Below are 16,799 nucleotides of genomic sequence, written 5' to 3'. Positions count from 1 at the left end.
GCCATGGCGAGTTTCGGACGGCTACAGCCGGACCGGTGACGCCTCAGCTGTTCAAGGTGTCGCTGGGCAGCACTCCGTAGGCGGCGCGGTAGGCGGCGGCGAAGCGGCCGGCGTTGGCGAAGCCCCAGCGGGTCGCGACGGCTCCGACGGTGTCCCCGCGAGCAGGGTCCGCTTCCTGCAGTTCTCGTCGTGCGAGTTCCAGCCGCACCCGGCTCAGGTAGTGCAGCGGTGTCGTGCCGAGGTGGCGGCGGAAACCGTATTGCAGGGCCCGGGCGCTGGTGCCGGCGGCCGCCGCGATCTCGCCCACGCGGAGCGGCAGGTGGGCGTTGGCGTCGATGTAGGTGACAGCGCGACGGACCGCGGCCGGCGTGACGGCACCCGGCCCCCGCACATCCTGCAGTGTCATGGTCGTGTTCGGGAAGACGTGCAGGGCGCCGGTCGCCACCGTGCGAGCGAGGTTCTCGGCCAGCAACGGCGAGTTCAGCGGGGATTCCGTATCGGTCAGGGCCCCGCTGACCAAGGCGATCAAGGAGCGCCAGTAGCGGGCCATGGATGGCGAGACAGGCGTGATGCCGCGGAAGTGCGTCTGCGCGGCCGGTATGCCGGCCATCTCCTCGGCGGATTGTTTGATCCGGTCGGCCGGAAGCCGCAGGGTGGTCACGTCGAAGTGATGCATCGCGAAGTCGATCGGAACCCCGAGCGGGTAGAAGGCGACGTCGCCGCCGCCCGCGATCGTGCCGCCGAGGCGACTGCCGATCTGCACGCTGCCGGCGTGCACGACGAAGAACACGAAGTCGTGGAAGCCGTCGGCGCTGGTGCCGGAGTAATCGATCGACGTCCGCACCCGGTCGGCGCCGATCAGGGGGGTGTCGTGGGTCAGGGCCGAGAAACGGGCACCGGTACGGATAGGGGCGAAACGGGATTGGTTGTCTGCGTACATCTTGCGGATGAACTCGGTCACCTCGGACTCGTCGTCGGAGGAGAACGACGACCGCCGGACAAATTCGGGCTTCGGCATAGGGGCCTCCCGACGTGCACAGGACCTCGGCTCGCGCCACAGGCAGCATCGCGACACTAACGCGTAAGCCCGGGCATGGCATCCGTGCGCACTCGAAGGGGACCCGGCCCTTGCCGCACACAAAGAACGAGGGCGCACAGCCGGTAAGCTGTACGCCCTCGTGTTGCTGGTACGCCGCGTAGGACTTGAACCTACAACCCGCGGATTAAGAGTCCGCTGCTCTGCCAGTTGAGCTAGCGGCGCTCGGTGGCAACGGAGAAAACGTTAGCACGCCTCCTGGCGATCACTGAAATCGCCCCCGGGTGTGCTGCCCCACCCGTACGGAGGACTCGATCATTTGCATCCATGAGGCAGGATGTCCCCGCGAACTTCAGAAGGGGGTCCAGCATGCGGCGCACGCTCGTGACGGTTGTGGCGATGGCGGTGATCACGCCGGCCGCGCTCGCGGCGTGCGGTAAGGACGCCAAGCAGGACTCCGCCTGGGTCGGCACGCCGGCGGCATCCGGATCCGCCTCCGCGCCCGCGAAGTCCGAGCCGGTCACCGAGTCGGCCACCGTGCCGGTCAGCCTGGCCCTGACACCGGCCACGGGCAAGACCGGCGTGCCGCTGAGCACCGAGATCGGCGTCAAGCTGGCCGGCGGGAAGATCACCGGCGTCACGCTCAAGGACGCCAAGGGCGCGGCGGTGCCGGGCAAGCTGCGCGACGACGGCACGTCCTGGATCCCCGGCCGGACCCTGAGCCCCAACCAGAAGTATTCGGCCACGGTCGTCGCCACCGCGGGCGACGGGCAGACGACCACGCAGACCACCAGCTTCACGACGATGGGCAAGCCCGGCCGCAAGACCGGCACCGGCCTCTACCTGTTCGACGACCGGACGTACGGCGTGGCCATGCCGGTCGTGGTCGAGTTCAGCCCGGGCGTCAAGAAGGCCGACCGGGCCGCTGTGCAGCGCCGCCTGTTCGTCAGCACCAGCCCGGCCCAGCCCGGCGTGTGGTCGTGGACGTCAAGCGGCACCCAGGCCTACTACCGGGGCCCGGAGTTCTGGAAGCCGGGCACCACGATCGCCGTCCGGGTCGCGGTGGGCGGCCTCCCGACCGGTGGCGGGCGTTACGGCGACCGGGACCGTTCGGCGACCGCCAAGATCGGCCGGTCCTTCGAGATGAAGGTCGACAACGCCTCGAAGAAGATGACCGTGGTGCAGGACGGCAAGACGGTCAAGACGATGCCGGTGAGCCTGGGCAAGAAGAGCACCCCCTCGTCCAGCGGCGTGATGGTCGTCATGGAGAAGAAAGAGGCGACCGTCTTCGACACGACGGACACCGACGGTGACGAGGGTTACGTCACCGACATCGAGTTCGCGCAGCGGCTCACCTGGAGCGGGCAGTACATCCACTCCGCCCCCTGGTCGGTGGGCTCGCAGGGCCGGCGCAACGTGTCCCACGGCTGTGTAAACGTTTCACCCGCCAACGCACGCTGGTTGTTCGACAAGACCCTGATCGGTGACCCGGTCACCGTGAAGGGCACGGGGGACAAGCTGGCGTACGGAAACGGCTGGACTCCCTGGGACCTGAGCTGGGCGGAATACATCAAGGGCAGTGCCTTGCCGGTGCCCGCGGCACTGAAGTGAAAATTGCTGCAAAACGGACCAATGTGAACAGTCTGAAAAGTGCACGGCACGATTTCGGGATTGGTGACCGGGGAAGATAAAGGCAGTATTGGGCGCCGGGACGATCGACGCCGTGAGGGGACCATGAAGACCTGGGGATTCAAGACCGCGGTGGCGGTTGCCACGGCGAGCCTGCTGCTCACGTCCGCATGCGGCGACGGCGACAAGAAGTCGTCCTCGTGGCAGGGCGGCGGCGCGTCGCCGGGCAGCAGCGCCGGGGCTTCGCCCGAAGCCGAGGCCCTGCCGAGCACCGTCGCGGTGACCGAGCCGGCCGCCGACGCGAAGAACGTGGTCGCGATCAGCGCGATCAAGTTCACCAGCGAGGACCCGGAGAGCACCGAGGTCAAGGTCACCGACGCCAAGGGCGCCGAGGTCGAGGGCACGGTGGACAAGGACGCCAAGACGTTCACCCCGGCCAAGACCCTGGCCTACGGCACGAAATACACCGTGACGGTCACCGGGCCGCAGGCCGAGGGCAAGACCAACACGGCCACCAGCTCGTTCACCACGATGGCCAAGCCGTCGAAGGAGATCCGGGTCACCAGCTTCATGGGTGACGGGCAGACCGTCGGCGTGGGCATGCCGCTGATCATCCGGTTCGGCCGGTCCATCCCCGAGAGCTACCGCGACGACGTCGAGCGCCGCATGAAGGTCACCGCCACCCCGGCGCAGGAGGGCACCTGGCACTGGACCAGCCCGACCGAGGTGCACTACCGGCCCAAGGTCTACTGGAAGTCCCAGTCCAAGGTCTTCTACAAGGTGGCGCTCAAGGGCGTCCCGCTGGGCAACGGCTACTACGGCCGCTCCGACCTCACCGTCGACCTCAAGATCGGCCGTTCGTTCGTCATGACGGTCTCCAACAAGACCAAGCAGATGACGGTCAAGCAGGACGGCAAGGTCATCAAGACCATCCCGGTCAGCCTGGGCAAGAAGAGCACCCCGTCCTCGAGCGGCACGATGGTCGTCATCGAGAAGAAGAAGCACACGATCTTCGACACGACCGATGAGCTGCCCGCCGGCGAGGGCTACAAGACGCCCATCGACTTCGCGCAGCGGATCACCTGGAGCGGCCAGTTCATCCACGCCGCGCCGTGGTCCGAGGGCAAGCAGGGCAAGGTCAACGTCTCCCACGGCTGCGTCAACGTCTCGGAGAAGATGGGCGCCTGGCTCTTCGACCGCACGATGATGGGCGACCCGATCACCGTCAGCGGCACCGAGGAGAAGCTGAAGAACGGCAACGGCTGGACCGACTGGAACATGAGCTGGGAGGAGTACAAGAAGGGCTCCTACCTCTGATCGGTCCGTCAGGAAGCCCGGCCCGCTGAGCGGCCGGGCTTTTTTGCGCCCGTACGCCGTTACGTACGCATAACCTGACAAAATGCACCGATTCGTGGCCCCGGCGCTGGCCGTTCTGCTGATCGGGGCCTGCGACGACGCCCAGGAGCCGGCCCCACCGGCCCCGCAGCCCAGCATCGTGACCAGCGTCGCCGAGGAGGACCCGCCCGGCGCGCAGGCGTGCGCGGCCCTGGCTCAGGCGATCGAGGACTCCTCGCTGATGACCGAGGGCGTGGTCGACGCCGTCGTACGGGCCAGTGCGACCGCCGACGCTCCGGTCGCCGACGCGGCCGAACGCCTGCGCACCGCGTACGGGAAAGCGGTCTCCTCGGCCGGCACCGAGAGCGAGCCCGACGCTGTGGCCGCGGTCAGCGCTGCCGCCTCGGACATGTCGAGTGTCTGTTCGGACAGCGGGCTGCGGACCGTCGGTTGATCACCCGTGCCGGTGCGGAGAGGTTCAATCGTCGGCGGACCCGCGGCCGGTCGGAAAACTTCGAAATTCATCAGTTAGTTCGCGGCGTTTTGCCAGCTTAAGCCGGTTCGTGGCCGATGCGGGATCGCATCGGGCGGTGCATGATGCAGTTTCCCGGGCGGGGAGCCGAGAAGGAGAAACCGCGATGGCGCAGATCCATCACTTCGACCATGGGTGGATCACCCCCACCGTCAGCTACGTTCTGTCAGTTCTGGGCTCGATGCTGGGCCTCACGTGTGCGGTGCGGTTCCGCTCGGCCGCAGGCCGGGGCGAGCGCATCTGGTGGCTCGTGCTCGGTTCCGTCTCGATCGGCGGCACCGCCATCTGGAGCATGCACTTCGTCGCGATGATGGGCTTCGCCGTGGTCGGCACCCCCATCCGGTACGACGTCGGGCTCACCGTGGCCAGCGCGATCCTGGCCGTCTTCGCCGTCGGGGTCGGGCTGGCGATCGCGCTGCTCGGTCAGGGCGCGCGCAACGTCCGCATCGTCGCCGGGGGAGTCGTCGCCGGTCTGGGCGTCGCGGGCATGCACTACACGGGCATGGCCGCCATGAAACTCAACGGCGAGGTGACGTACGGGATGACCCGGGTCGGCCTGTCGATCGGCATCGCCGTCGTGGCGGCGGCCGTTGCGCTCTGGCTCGCCGTCACCGTGCGCCGCCCGCTGGTGATCTTCGCCGCCGCGCTGGTGATGGGCGTCGCGGTCAACGGCATGCACTTCACCGGCATGACCGCCATGTCGGTCGACACCCGCCCGGCCGACGGTCAGCTGCCCGGAGCCACCGCGAGCGGCATGCTGGTGCCGATCGGGCTGGCCGTGGTGTTCGGCATCATCGGTCTGGCGTACGCGCTGATGTCCGCCCCCACCGAGGAGGACCGCGCCGCCTCCGCCTACCTGGCGCAGCGCCGCGAGGAAGCCGCCGCGCGCATGCCGCAGCAGACCGGCCCGAGCGCGACTATGGGCGGCAGCGGGCTCCGGTCGAGCTCGTGGACGTATCGAGACCGCTCGTCGCGCTGACGATTCGCGTCGGCGCGGTGCGCCTACACCCGTCGCGCTGACGATTTGTCGGCCGTTGCGCCGGCAGCCGACGCTCCGCCACCGCCGCTGCGCCGACGCTCCGCCACTGCCGCTGCGCCGACGTTCCGCCACTGCCGCTGCGCCGACGCTCAGCTACTGCCGCTGCGCCGGCAGCCGTCGCGCTGATATCCGACAGAAAAGGCCGGCCCCGTCCGAGGGGTCGGCCTTTTCTCTATTTGAAGACGGTTGCCGACTTGTGACCCGACGTGAAATGTCGCACTTCGCGTCACTCCGAGTAATGATGATCTCCACGGAGCGATCGAACCGGGCGCATTTGGAAGCCTCTTGTTACCTGCCCGTTTCCGAGTTAGTCCCCAGTGGGCCGATCGGCCGATATGGGTGGACCGCACGGCGCGGGATCTTGCCTGCCTGTCATAGCCTAAACCCGATAGCCTCTTTCGCGGGACAGCGGGAGAGTTCGATCGAGTGGGGGCAACAATGAGCGTGGGCATCCTGGGTACCGGCTCTTATCTGCCGGCCGAGGTGGTCACCAACGCCGACCTGGTGCGTCTCGTGCCGGATGCCGACCCCGAGTGGGTCAGCCGCAAGACGATGATTCAGGCGCGCCGGTTCGCCGCGCCGCACGAGGCCGCTTCCGACCTTGCCGCCGAGGCTGCGCGGGAGGCCCTGGAGAACGCCGGGCTCGAGGCCGTCGACATCGACTACCTCATCGTCTCGACCTCCACCGGTGACTCTCCGCAACCGCCGACGTCCACCCTGGTGCAGGACAAAATCGGGGCCAACCGGGCCGCCTGCTTCGACATCAACGTGGTCTGCGCCGGCTTCGTCTTCGGTGTCTCGCTCGCCAACAGCCTCGTCGCGATGAACCCGACGGCCAAGGTTCTGGTCATCGCGTCGGACATCTACTCGCGCATCCTCGACTTCGGCGACCGCCGCACGGCCGTGCTGTTCGGTGACGGCGCCGGCGCCGCAGTGGTCGGCGCGGTGGCCGAGGGCTACGGCTTCCTCGACTCCGAGCTGGTGTCGCGGGGCGAGGCGAGCAACCTGATCCACGTGCCCGGGGGCGGCAGCCGCCTGCCCGCCTCGGCCGAGACGGTGGCCAACGGCGACCACTACTTCAAGATGAACGGGCGCGGCGTGCGCGAGTTCGTCAACAGCGGCGTCCCGCCGGCGCTGGAGGCGCTGCTCAAGCGGGCCGACGTCGCCGTCGACGAGGTCACCCACTTCGTGCCGCACCAGGCCAACGGCATCATGCTGGCCGAGCTGGTCGAGCAGGCGGGCCTGACCGCGGCCACGACCCACCTCACGCTCGACCGCTACGGCAACGTGGGCAGCGCCTCGGTGCCGGTCACGCTGGACGAGGCCAACCGCAAAGGCGCGCTCAAGGACGGCGACATCGTGCTGATGGCCGGCTTCGGCGGCGGCATGTCGGTCGGCGCCACCCTGATGCGCTGGGGCGGCGCCCGCCCTACCGCGGCTGAATAAGCCAGTTCCACGCCCGCTTCAGCGTGTCCTGCAGGCCCTCGTCGGTCACCTTGGCCGACGGGTCCTCGCTGGGTTCCGGCAGGTCGGCGGCCGGCACGGTGAGAATCACACCGTGCTCGAACAGGCCGCTGACCTTGTCGGCGGGGGCGAACCGATGACCCTCGCGGGTCTCGATGATCAGCCCGTGGAACACGTCGGTGTGGTCGTCGGCCAGCACATGCTCGACCTCACCGGCACGCGCGCCCGACTCGTCGAAGACGGGTGTGCCGTCCTTGAGCACGAGATAGGCGACCGGAGCGCCGAGGTCCTCGGGAGCTTCGTTCGTGGTCATGCCCTACCCGTACCCGCAGGTGGGCCCGCCTAAGCTTCGCTCGGCCCGGGCAGCGTCGCGACCTCACGATAGAACCGGTTGATCTGCCGCACGGTCGACTCGAAGTCGTCCAGCCCGAACGGCTTGGTGACGTAGGCGTTGGCCCGGTGCTGATAGCTGGAAGCAATGTCCGGCGCGGCGCCCGAGGTGGTCAGGATCACCACCGGGATGGCCTTGAGCCCGTCGTCCGACTTGATCGCGGCCAGCGTCTCGCGCCCGTCCATCCGCGGCATGTTGAGGTCCAGCAAGATCAGATCGGGCCGGCTGGCCTGCGCGTAAGCCCCCTCGCGGCGCAGATAGTCGAGGGCCTCGCGCCCGTCGGCGACCCGCTCGACGTTGGCCATGGTGTCCGCGGCCGCCAAGGCCTCGGAAATCATGAGCGCATCGGCGTCATCGTCATCGACGACGAGGATCTGAAGGCTGCGCACGAAGGGCCCCTTTGTTTGCTGTGCTGCAAGCATAGGGGTACGCGGCGGCGGCAACTACGCCTGGGCGGAGGAATTCCCGTTCTCCGCGGGCTCATCCTCGAACCACTGCCTGACCTGCGCCGGCGTCAAGTCGTAGCCGGTGGCCCGGGCACCCGCCCAATTGATGCCGACCAGCATTCCGTCCCGCTCGAACCCCGGCAGCCACTCGTCGAGCCACTCATCCACGTCGACGGCGACCACCTCGAAGCCCCGATAAGCCTCCACCTGATCAACCACCCGCCCGGCCCGCGTCGGCTTCGACCAGAACGGCACCGCCCGCCCTGCACCCACACTCGGCGCCGCCAGCCCACCACCGTCCCGAATCGAATAGACACGCCCCTCCCCGGCCGCCTCCCGCCGGAACGCCGCCCGATGCGCCCCACTGAGCGACATGGATGCCTCGCCTTCCCTCGCCGGATGCCTCCAATAGTTCCGCAGACAGGGGCCCCGGCCAGCCAAAACATCCAAAGACCAACCCCGCGGACGTACGAGCCGGGCCCGCGCGACAACCGCACCGGCCGCTCGATCCGGCAACCGCTCCAGGCGATGCGCTTGGTTGCGACTCACCCGGATTGACGCGCCCAGGTACGCCTCACGCACGTCCCGCCACTCAATGCGGCAGGCGCGCCACCCGCTCGCCGTTCCACTGGGCCGGTTGTCCGCCCGGCCTGCCCCGCTCGGCTCGGCCTCCGGCCCGGCCCCGCTCGGCCTGCCCTCACGCGGACCCACGCCGGCTCAGCCCCTCCACTTGATCAGACGTAGCTGCTCGGGCCGCCCTTCCTGCCGGCTGACCTGTCCGCTGGCGTGACCCCGTGCAACCCGCCTGACCCGTCCGCTCGGCTCGGACCTTGCGCCGACGTTGCCCTGTGTCGGGCCCGGCTCCCGCCCGCTGCCCCCTTCGTACGGTCGCACCCCCCAGCCCTCGCTGCCGGCGTTTGAGTCGTCGCTCGGGCGTTCGATGCGTTGCTGGGCGCCTTCTGCGGAGCGGCTGCGCCTTGCGAATGTCTATAGGTGCTGCTCGGGCGCTGATTCAATGCGGTTTTCGATCTTGATATTGCGGTCGCTGATGATCAAATTATGCGGGTATTAGGCCTTTCGCGGTGTGCGACGAACCAACGGCTGATCAACATCAACTTTTCGGTTATGGGCGCTAAACATTTAGTACAGGAAAGTGGAAATTGTCCGGAACCGCGTGGCGGAGACGCGGCAGGATCCCCCAGTGGTCATATTGTCCGGTTTGTCGGGTAAGACCCGGCCGGTCGAGTCAACAGTCACTGGAGGAATGCAATGAACAAGAGTCGGCGCATCGGAGCGCTCGTGGCCCTGGCCACCGCGACCGTCGGCATGGCTACGGTGACCGCTACGGCGCCCGCTTCGGCGGCACCGAGGGGGCCCGAGCCGGTCTCCAACTGGCTGGGCGCCGTCCGGGCCGACGCCGACAGCTGGGTCAAGATCTACTGGCGTACGGACCGTCCGATCTGCGACGTCGAGGTGCGCGTGAACGGCCGCGACGTCGACGTCGACTACCCCGGCCACCGCCGCTACACGTCGTTCACCCGCGGCAACTCGCTGCGCCCGGGCCGCGTGGACTTCACGGCGGTCGAGGTCAACCCCGACTTCGACCGGGCCGGCATCGCCCGCCTGCGCGCCACGATCGAGTACGACCTGTGCGGCCGCCGCGACCGCACCCAGTACCGCTCCTTCTCCCTGTCCCTGCCGGTGCTGCGCAGCAACGGCCACGACGGCCCCGGCCGCCCCGGTGGCCCCGGCCGCCCTGACGGTCCGGGCCGCCCTGACGGTCCGGGCCGCCCGGATGGCCCGGGCCGTCCCGACGGTCCGGGCCGCCCCGGCCGCCCGACCACCCCGGCCCCGACGACGTCGCCGACGGCCACCCCGACCGCGACCGTGAGCCCGACCGCGACCGTCAGCCCGACGGCGACCGCGAGCCCGACCCGGACGCGCCCGACGAACGGAAACGGTAACGGCCAGGGCGGCGACCGTGGTAACGGCAACGGCGGCGACCGTGGTAACGGCCAGGGCGGCGATCGCGGTAACGGCAACGGCGGCGACCGTGGTAACGGCAACGGCGGCGACCGCGGCAATCGCGGCAACGGCTAGAGCGGCGCCCGCGGCAGCGGCCAGCGCTGACCGGCAGCAGCGGTCGGCCAGGTCGCACAAAGTCGCGGCGCACGAAGCTGCGGCGCACGAAGCTGCGGCGCACGAAGCTGCGGCGAGCATGTGCGCGGCAATCGGCGGCGCGGCAAACGGCGGCACAGCGACAAGAAGCGCGGCAAACGGCGGCGTAGCGAGCAGCGGCGCAGCAAGCCGAAGTATGGCGAGCAGCAAAGCGCGGCAAGCCGAAGTATGGCGAGCGGCAGTGCGGCAAGCCGAAGTATGGCGAGCAGCGGCGCGGCACACCGAAGCGTGGCGGGTTCCGGGACCACCGATTGAGTCGGTGAGCCGGAACCCGTCCGGCCCCAGCACCGCGGATCGTGCCCGCCCCGGCCCGTGGCGAGGGGGCCAATCCGTACGAAAGGGTTGAAAGCTCTTTATAGCCGTGAGTCGCAAATCAGCGTTATAGCATGATCAACGGTCACGGCCGCGGGGAGAGCGCGCCGGCCTACGGGAGGGACCGATATGAGCACGGGCCGCCGAATCGGAATCGTTGCCGCCACGGCCGCCGTGGCGATGGGCATGCTGACCGTCACCGCACCGGCCGCGAGCGCCGCCACGGGCCCCCAGCAAGCCCAGGACCTGCCGACCGCCCAGGCGAAGAAGAAGGTCAAGGGCCCCCGGCCGGTCAGCCGGACGCTCAAGGCCGTCGACGCCGGCGAGTCGGCGTGGGTGCAGGTGAAGTGGAAGACCGACGTCAAGATCTGTGACGCCCAGGTCACCGTGCGGGACAACCGCCACATCGAGGTCGACTATCCGGGGGAGCGTGAGTTCACGTCGTTCTCGCGGGGCGACTCGCTCAAGCGGGGCCGCACCGATTTCACCGCGTTCCGCGTCGAGGCCGACTACGACCGTGACTCGTGGGCCCTGATCACCGCCACGATCAGCTACACCGACTGCGAGGACGACTCGCCGACATACACCAGAAGCACCGACCTCATGCTGCCCGTACGGGCCTGAGCGCCGGCGCGGGAGGACAGCGGCGCACCAGGCGCCGGAACATAGCGGGCGCGGGGACAGAACCGCGCCGGATGAACGCGGGGCGGCTCAGGCCCGCCCAGGACGATCGGCGACCCGGTCGCCGCACATAAACCAAGCGGCGCCCGGCCAGACAGGCCGGGCGCCGCTTTTGTGCCAGCAGAAACTAGGCCAGCTGGAGCGCCTGGGTCGCCTCGTCCGACTCCCGGCGCGCGTTCATGATCAGCGCGGACGGGTCGGTGAGCACCATCTCCATCGCCTTCGAGATCAGGTTGGGGTCGAAGGTCGACGCGTGGAACGTGGCCTCGAGGTGCAGCACGCCGTTCATCTCGCTGGTCGTCAGGCAGACGCCTTCGGGGCTGTTCAGCGTGGGCACGCTCAGGTTGACTCGCCACTCGGGGCCGACCGACCAGGGCAGGTCGCCGAGCAGGTCGTGTCGGCCCTGGTTGCTGAAGGTCAGCCGGGGGCGCGGCGGGATGGCCAGCTCCGACGGGTACGGGTCGGGCATGCCGGGCGCGCCGTCCAGAGCGATCTTGCCCTCGCGCAGCACCATCATCGTGAGGATGCGGCCCGTGGCCAGCTCGTTCTTGATCGTCGTGTTGATCGAGGCCGGGTCCATCATGTTCTGCGGGGACAGATACGGACCCATGCAGAAGTTGCTGTCGATCCGGACGTCCTTGTCGAGGAAGCGCCGGCCGTCGGCCAGGAACGTCGCGCCGCCGGTGTCGGGCTTGAGGCCCAGCTGGTGCAGCGCGGCGGTGAAGGCGGCGAACGTGATCGCCGACGTGGTGACGCCGGGGGAGTACTCGTCGCGCCACTGCCGCATCAGCTTGAGCGTGGTGGCCGAGCGCGCCGAGCGTACGGTCAGGTTCGGCTGCCACTTGCGCATGCGGGTCTCTTCGGGCTCCGGCGGCCGGGCGAAGCTGATGCCTTCCTTCCACCGGGCGGGCTTGGTGCCGAACTGCTTCCACCAGGCCTTGGGCAGCGCCATCCGGTTGCGCTCGAGCGGCGGGATCACCGCGGCGCGACCCTGGCTGGCCGCGAGCACCAGCTCGTGCACCAGCGAGTTGACCGGGCCGGCGTCGCCGTACGCGTGGGACACCTTGATCGCGATGTAACCCGCGCCGACCAGGATGCGGATCGGGTGGATGCCGCGCGGCTCGGACTGCAGCTTGCGGGTCATGCCGTCCATGTCGAGCGACCAGTCGCCGGAGTCCTGCACGGCGCGGTGCACGAACTGCGCGAACTCGGCGCCGTTCATGTGCTCCCAGCGGGCGCCGACGCGGTCGAGCTTCGACACGGCCCGGTGCTTGGGGTCGGCCGCGTGCAGACCGATCAGGGCCCGCCGTACGCCGTCGACGGTCACGCCGTACAGGGGACCGACGGTGCGGATGTATTCGAGCGGCAACCAGGCCCGCTCGTGCAGGGTCATGACTGTCGTGTTGGCGCTGTCCCCGCGGCGCTTGGAGGTGCCGAGGACGACCCGCAGGACGGTCGGGGCGACCAGCACGGTCTCGACGCCCATCACGATCGCGACCCACATCACCAGGTCGGTCAGGCCTCCGGTGCTGCCGCCGTACCAGGCGGCGCCGAGCTCGGCGATGCCCGCGAACAGCGAGAAGATGCCGGCCCCGCGCACCCTGTCCTGCACGCGGGAGATCGCCATGAAGAAGTGCAGGAAGACGAACGGGATGTAGGTCAGCGAGAGTAGTCGCAGCGCGTCGCCGGCCGTCTCCGCGTACTGCGCGCCGAAGACCGACATGATCGGGTTGGCCAGCAGGAAGACCAGCGCCGCGACCGGCACACCGCCGCCGAGGCAGATCATCAGGCCGACGCGGACCTTGGAGGTCAGCGCGCGCTTGTCGCCGCTGGCCACCGCGAACAGCGTGAGGGCCACGTTGCCGGGCACCATGGCCAGGAACGACAGCACCATGAAGGCGGTGTAGAACGACGCGTTGGCCTCGGCCGACAGCACCGCGGTGACGACCAGCGGCAGGGCGGCGCGGGGCAGGTAGGTCGCCAGGTTGAGCAGGTTGTGGTCGAAGGTCGACTTGCCTCGGCCCTTGAGCAGCGAGAACCGCGGGCGGGCGGAGTCGATGATGCGGTTGCGGCGCAGCGCGACGCTGAGGATGGCGGTCGACAGCACGATGCCGGCCACCCAGGTCAGCAGCAGCTCGTTGCCGGTCAGGGTGATCGGCGCGAGGGCCAGACCGCCCAGCAGCGCCAGCTTGATCACCGAGAACCAGGCGTTGCGCATCAGTTGGAGCGGGCCCTTGAGCAGGCCGACCAGGGCTTCGTCGAGCACCAGGGTGATCGAGTTGAGCGCGATGCCGATCACCAGCAGCACCGTGCCGAAGGCGCCGCCGAGCGCCTCCTGCAGGCCGGGGATCCACAGCTGCGCGACGACCACATAGATGATGCCGCCGACCGTGGCCGCGCTGCCCGCGACGAGCAGACAGGTGGTGATCAGCTCCCACTTGGGCCCGCGCAGCTGCGACAGGTCGGAGATCAGCATGGTGCCCATGCCGAACATGCCGATGGTGCCGATCAGCGTCATCGCGGAGACCGCGGCCGAGGCCTGGCCCACCGCCTCGGGGGACGCCGAGCGGGCGGCGACCCACCAGAACGCGAACCCGAACAGCGACGTGATCGCCGTGGTGGCGATCAGCGAGCCTGCGTTCAGGAACAGGTCGACGTGCCCCTTGAGGGCGGTCAGGATGGCGCTGCGCCTTTTGGCCGGTTGAACCGAGCCCTGCGGTGCGGCGACCTGGGTCGCGGTCACAAAGCCTCCCCACGAGACGACGATGAAACGCTAGTTACTCGCCGGTTTGGATGGCTACGGGAGAGCGGCCGAATCTTCGCGTACTGTCCGGTATGGACGATCAATGAAGCGGCGGATCCGGGTGGCCGTTCGGTCGATGCCGGGGACGCGTGAGGTCCCAGGGGAATCGTCTGCCACATTCGCAAAGATCGACTGTCACTGTGCGTGACGTGGATCATCACAACCAACCCGCTCGTTTGAACCGCCAGAAGAGGCCACTACAGACGAGAACAACTATCACAATCGTCACCGAGAACCCATAGCGGGAGTCGATGCCCGGCATATTCGTGAAGTTCATCCCATAAATCCCGGCGCCCACGGTCGGGACGGCAGCGATGGCGGCCCACGCGGCGATCATGCGCATGTCGTTGTTCTGCTCGAGTGTCACCTGGGTCAGGCGGGCCTGCAAGATCGAGTTAAGCAAGTCATCAAAACCGGCCACACGATCAACTGCCCTGGCCAGACGGCCGCGCACATCGACCAGATAGGGCCGCAGGCCGGCCGGCACGACGGTCAGGTCGAGCAGCCGGGCCAGCGGTTCCTGCAGCGGGAGGACCGCCCGCTTGAGCTCGACCATCTCCCGCTTGAGCTGATAAAAATGGGCGATATCGGCGGAATGGCGGGTCGCGAAGGTCTCCTCCTCGAGCCGCTCCAGATCATGCTCCACCTGCATGGACACGTCGAGGTAGCCGTCGACGAGCCGGTCGGCCACCGCGTAGGCGACCGCCCACGGCCCGGCCCGCAGCAGCTCGGGCCGCTTCTCGATCTCCTGCCGCACCGGCCACAGCGCACCCGCCGCGCCGTGACGGACGGTGATGGCGAACCAGGGCCCGATCAGCAGCGTCACGTCGCCGGTGTCGATCACTTCACTGGTCGCCGTCAGTTCCGCGTGCTCGACGTACCGGGCCGTGCGCAGCACCAGCCGGGTCACGTCGCCGTTCATCTCGACCGCCGGCCGGTGCCCGCCCTCCACCGTCTGCTCGACCAGCAAGTCGTGCAGGCCGAAGGTGGCGGCCACCGCGCGCATCGTGGTCAGGTCGGGCTCGTGCAGCCCGAGCCAGAGGAACTCGCCTCGATGCCGTTTCGCCAGTGCGAAGTGGACATCACCCGGTTTGCGAACCCCCGACCGATAGACGGCGCAGTCGACCACCGCGTCCGAATTGCGGCGACGCGGTGGCCGGTCGGTGGCGGCCGGGCGGGGCGAGACGATCCGCGCCAGGAGTTTGAGCATCCGCCGAAACTAGCGGTCCTAGTCCGAGTTGCGCATCGCCCGTACGCCCGCCCACAACCCGAGCGCAGCCGTGGCACCCGCGGCGATCAGCCCGCTGAGCGTGGCCGAGGTCCAGATATGGCCGTTGAACAGCGCCCGCTCGGCGTCCACGACATAACTCAGCGGGTTGCCCCGGGCCAGCGCCTGCAGCCAGCCCGGACCGTTCTCGATCGGCAGCAGCACCCCGGCCAGCAGCAGCAACGGGAACAGCAGGGTCTGCTGCACGGTCCAGAACAGCCACTCCTGGTTCTTCGAGGCCAGCGCCAGCGTGTACGACAGGGCGCCGAGCCCGATGCAGAAGGCGGCCAGGACGACCAGCCCCAGCACCGCGCCGGCCAGGTTGAACCGGAACCCGAACGGCATGCAGACGGCCACGATCAGGGCGGCCTGCGCGAACATCGGCACGATCTCCTTGAGCGCGCGCCCGATCAGCAGGGCCGGTCGCCGCAACGGCGTCACCAGCATCCGCTCGTGCGAGCCGGTCTGGATCTCGAAGAGCAGGTTCGAGCCGGTCATCGACGAAGCGAACAGGCAGGACATGACGATGATGCCGGGTACGAACCACTGCAGCGAGTCGTCCGGCAGCAGCGGCGTGAACAGCCCCAGAAAAACCAGCGGCTGCACCATCGAGAAGATGATCGTGAACGGGTCGCGCAGCACCGGGCGCAGCTCGCGGCTGAAGACGGTCCGGGTGTCGGTGATCAACGTGGTCATGGCTCAGACCTCCACGAGTTCGCGCGTATCGGCGGCGCCGCCCTCACGCAGGCTGCGCCCGGTCAGCTGCAGAAACACGTCATCGAGAGTCGGCCGGACCACCTCGACCTCGGCGGCGGGAGTGCCATGGGCCCGCAGGTCGTCGAGCAGCCCGGTCACCCGCCGCGGTGCCTCCTGCGTCGCGATCAAAAGCCGAGTTCCCTCCCGTACGGGATCAAGCCCGCCCAAAGCTGACGCGGCGCTCGCGGCCTCCGTCTCGTGGTCGAACCCAAGGATGATCCGATCGCCCACGTGCTCGGCCTTGAGCCGCTGCGGGCTGTCGTCGGCGATGATCCGCCCGTGGTCGACGACGATCACCCGCTCGGCCATCGAGTCCGCTTCGTCGAGATAGTGCGTGGTCAGCACGATCGTCGTGGCGTGCCGGGCCCGCAGGTCGAGGATGTGCTCCTGCAGGTTGGCCCGGTTCTGCGGGTCCAGCCCCGTCGACGGCTCGTCCAGGAACAGCAGTTCGGGCGAGTGGATCAGGCCCATCGCGATGTCGAGCCGGCGGCGCTGACCCCCGGAGAGGCTTGAGACACGCCGGTCGGCCACCTCGCCCAGACCCAGCGAGTCGATCAGGGTGGCCGCGCGCGTCCGGGCGTCCCTGACCCCCAACCCGTACGCCCGGCCCTGGCTGATCAGCTCGTCGCGCCCGCGCTGGCTGTGCCCGGCGCCGTTGCCCTGCCCGATGTAACCGATCCGCAGGCGCACCTCGCGCTGCTGCCGCACCACGTCGAACCCGGCCACCCGGGCCGTCCCCGCGGTCGGCGGGATGAGCGTCGTCAGCATCCGCAGCGTCGTCGACTTGCCGGCCCCGTTCGGCCCGAGCAGCGCGACCAACTCGCCCGGAGCCACGGTCAGATCGATGCCGTCGACGGCCCGCACGTCCTTGAAGTGCTTCGTCAGCCCCTGTGTCTCAATCATGCTTCTCAAGTTAGGGTCGCTTGCGGC

At 68.8% G+C, this 16,799-nt stretch carries 15 protein-coding genes and 1 tRNA gene; 7 read left to right on the top strand and 9 right to left on the bottom strand.

Annotated features, from left to right (window positions below; all coding sequences use genetic code 11):
* Positions 1–43: 43 nt before the first annotated feature.
* Both BKA14_RS25260 and BKA14_RS25255 read right to left on the bottom strand, forming a co-directional pair.
* On the bottom strand, positions 44–1,018 hold the full coding sequence (locus BKA14_RS25260; RefSeq protein ID WP_184953345.1) for a helix-turn-helix domain-containing protein: 975 nt from the start codon (positions 1,016–1,018) through the stop codon (positions 44–46).
* 167 nt (positions 1,019–1,185) lie between these two features.
* A tRNA-Lys gene (locus BKA14_RS25255) sits at positions 1,186–1,261 on the bottom strand.
* Between the two features lie 144 nt (positions 1,262–1,405).
* Here BKA14_RS25255 and BKA14_RS25250 point away from each other — a divergent pair.
* The 5 genes from BKA14_RS25250 to BKA14_RS25230 all read left to right on the top strand — a co-directional run bounded on the left by BKA14_RS25250 (position 1,406) and on the right by BKA14_RS25230 (position 7,017).
* The gene (locus tag BKA14_RS25250) at positions 1,406–2,647 is read left to right on the top strand and encodes a L,D-transpeptidase (protein WP_184953344.1); all 1,242 of its coding nucleotides are present in this window, start codon (positions 1,406–1,408) and stop codon (positions 2,645–2,647) included.
* Positions 2,648–2,770: 123 nt separating this feature from the next.
* Positions 2,771–3,982, top strand: a complete 1,212-nt coding sequence (locus BKA14_RS25245; RefSeq protein WP_184953343.1) for an Ig-like domain-containing protein — start codon at positions 2,771–2,773, stop codon at positions 3,980–3,982.
* Between the two features lie 82 nt (positions 3,983–4,064).
* A complete protein-coding gene (locus BKA14_RS25240) occupies positions 4,065–4,454 on the top strand; it encodes a hypothetical protein (RefSeq protein ID WP_184953342.1) in 390 nt (129 codons plus the stop codon).
* 184 nt (positions 4,455–4,638) lie between these two features.
* Complete coding sequence (locus BKA14_RS25235; protein WP_184953341.1) at positions 4,639–5,511, top strand: MHYT domain-containing protein; 873 nt, start codon at positions 4,639–4,641, stop codon at positions 5,509–5,511.
* A 498-nt stretch (positions 5,512–6,009) separates the two neighbouring features.
* Positions 6,010–7,017 carry a 3-oxoacyl-ACP synthase III family protein gene (locus tag BKA14_RS25230; RefSeq protein ID WP_184953340.1) on the top strand — a complete coding sequence of 336 codons (1,008 nt, stop codon included), beginning with the start codon at positions 6,010–6,012 and terminating at the stop codon, positions 7,015–7,017.
* Here the strand turns inward: BKA14_RS25230 and BKA14_RS25225 are convergent.
* The 3 genes from BKA14_RS25225 to BKA14_RS25215 are packed head-to-tail and all read right to left on the bottom strand — an operon-like array spanning position 7,001 to position 8,247.
* Positions 7,001–7,348 carry a PRC-barrel domain-containing protein gene (locus BKA14_RS25225; RefSeq protein ID WP_184953339.1) on the bottom strand — a complete coding sequence of 116 codons (348 nt, stop codon included), beginning with the start codon at positions 7,346–7,348 and terminating at the stop codon, positions 7,001–7,003. The genes BKA14_RS25230 and BKA14_RS25225 overlap by 17 nt on opposite strands.
* Before the next feature lie 29 nt (positions 7,349–7,377).
* Positions 7,378–7,815, bottom strand: a complete 438-nt coding sequence (locus tag BKA14_RS25220; protein WP_239093465.1) for a response regulator — start codon at positions 7,813–7,815, stop codon at positions 7,378–7,380.
* 54 nt (positions 7,816–7,869) lie between these two features.
* Complete coding sequence (locus tag BKA14_RS25215) at positions 7,870–8,247, bottom strand: DUF2750 domain-containing protein (protein ID WP_184953337.1); 378 nt, start codon at positions 8,245–8,247, stop codon at positions 7,870–7,872.
* An 894-nt stretch (positions 8,248–9,141) separates the two neighbouring features.
* Here BKA14_RS25215 and BKA14_RS43310 point away from each other — a divergent pair.
* Entirely contained in the window at positions 9,142–9,972 is an 831-nt protein-coding gene (locus BKA14_RS43310) for a hypothetical protein (RefSeq protein WP_221477316.1), read from the top strand.
* Between the two features lie 519 nt (positions 9,973–10,491).
* A complete protein-coding gene (locus tag BKA14_RS25205) occupies positions 10,492–10,986 on the top strand; it encodes a hypothetical protein (protein ID WP_184953335.1) in 495 nt (164 codons plus the stop codon).
* Between the two features lie 184 nt (positions 10,987–11,170).
* Here the strand turns inward: BKA14_RS25205 and BKA14_RS25200 are convergent, their stop codons facing one another.
* The 4 genes from BKA14_RS25200 to BKA14_RS25185 all read right to left on the bottom strand — a co-directional run bounded on the left by BKA14_RS25200 (position 11,171) and on the right by BKA14_RS25185 (position 16,772).
* Positions 11,171–13,786, bottom strand: coding sequence for a lipopolysaccharide biosynthesis protein (locus BKA14_RS25200; protein ID WP_184953334.1), 2,616 nt, complete (start codon positions 13,784–13,786; stop codon positions 11,171–11,173).
* Between the two features lie 217 nt (positions 13,787–14,003).
* Entirely contained in the window at positions 14,004–15,056 is a 1,053-nt protein-coding gene (locus BKA14_RS25195) for a magnesium and cobalt transport protein CorA (protein ID WP_184953333.1), read from the bottom strand.
* Positions 15,057–15,074: 18 nt separating this feature from the next.
* Positions 15,075–15,809 (bottom strand): ABC transporter permease, encoded by a 735-nt coding sequence (locus tag BKA14_RS25190; RefSeq protein WP_184953332.1) that lies wholly within the window; start codon positions 15,807–15,809, stop codon positions 15,075–15,077.
* A 3-nt stretch (positions 15,810–15,812) separates the two neighbouring features.
* Positions 15,813–16,772 carry an ABC transporter ATP-binding protein gene (locus tag BKA14_RS25185; protein ID WP_184953331.1) on the bottom strand — a complete coding sequence of 320 codons (960 nt, stop codon included), beginning with the start codon at positions 16,770–16,772 and terminating at the stop codon, positions 15,813–15,815.
* Positions 16,773–16,799: the final 27 nt, after the last annotated feature.

It is taken from the genome of Paractinoplanes abujensis (genome assembly GCF_014204895.1).
GTDB classification, from domain to species: domain Bacteria; phylum Actinomycetota; class Actinomycetes; order Mycobacteriales; family Micromonosporaceae; genus Actinoplanes; species Actinoplanes abujensis.
Note: the sequence above shows the minus strand (reverse complement) of the source record. Positions and strands in the feature narration are given on the sequence as shown.

Bases quoted from the DNA above. Each gene is read 5' to 3' on its own strand.
- BKA14_RS25260 (WP_184953345.1), bottom strand. From the start codon at position 1,018: ATGCCGAAGCCCGAATTTGTCCGGCGGTCGTCGTTCTCCTCCGACGAC.
- BKA14_RS25250 (WP_184953344.1), top strand. From the start codon at position 1,406: ATGCGGCGCACGCTCGTGACGGTTGTGGCGATGGCGGTGATCACGCCG.
- BKA14_RS25245 (WP_184953343.1), top strand. From the start codon at position 2,771: ATGAAGACCTGGGGATTCAAGACCGCGGTGGCGGTTGCCACGGCGAGC.
- BKA14_RS25240 (WP_184953342.1), top strand. From the start codon at position 4,065: ATGCACCGATTCGTGGCCCCGGCGCTGGCCGTTCTGCTGATCGGGGCC.
- BKA14_RS25235 (WP_184953341.1), top strand. From the start codon at position 4,639: ATGGCGCAGATCCATCACTTCGACCATGGGTGGATCACCCCCACCGTC.
- BKA14_RS25230 (WP_184953340.1), top strand. From the start codon at position 6,010: ATGAGCGTGGGCATCCTGGGTACCGGCTCTTATCTGCCGGCCGAGGTG.
- BKA14_RS25225 (WP_184953339.1), bottom strand. From the start codon at position 7,348: ATGACCACGAACGAAGCTCCCGAGGACCTCGGCGCTCCGGTCGCCTAT.
- BKA14_RS25215 (WP_184953337.1), bottom strand. From the start codon at position 8,247: ATGTCGCTCAGTGGGGCGCATCGGGCGGCGTTCCGGCGGGAGGCGGCC.
- BKA14_RS43310 (WP_221477316.1), top strand. From the start codon at position 9,142: ATGAACAAGAGTCGGCGCATCGGAGCGCTCGTGGCCCTGGCCACCGCG.
- BKA14_RS25205 (WP_184953335.1), top strand. From the start codon at position 10,492: ATGAGCACGGGCCGCCGAATCGGAATCGTTGCCGCCACGGCCGCCGTG.
- BKA14_RS25195 (WP_184953333.1), bottom strand. From the start codon at position 15,056: ATGCTCAAACTCCTGGCGCGGATCGTCTCGCCCCGCCCGGCCGCCACC.
- BKA14_RS25190 (WP_184953332.1), bottom strand. From the start codon at position 15,809: ATGACCACGTTGATCACCGACACCCGGACCGTCTTCAGCCGCGAGCTG.
- BKA14_RS25185 (WP_184953331.1), bottom strand. From the start codon at position 16,772: ATGATTGAGACACAGGGGCTGACGAAGCACTTCAAGGACGTGCGGGCC.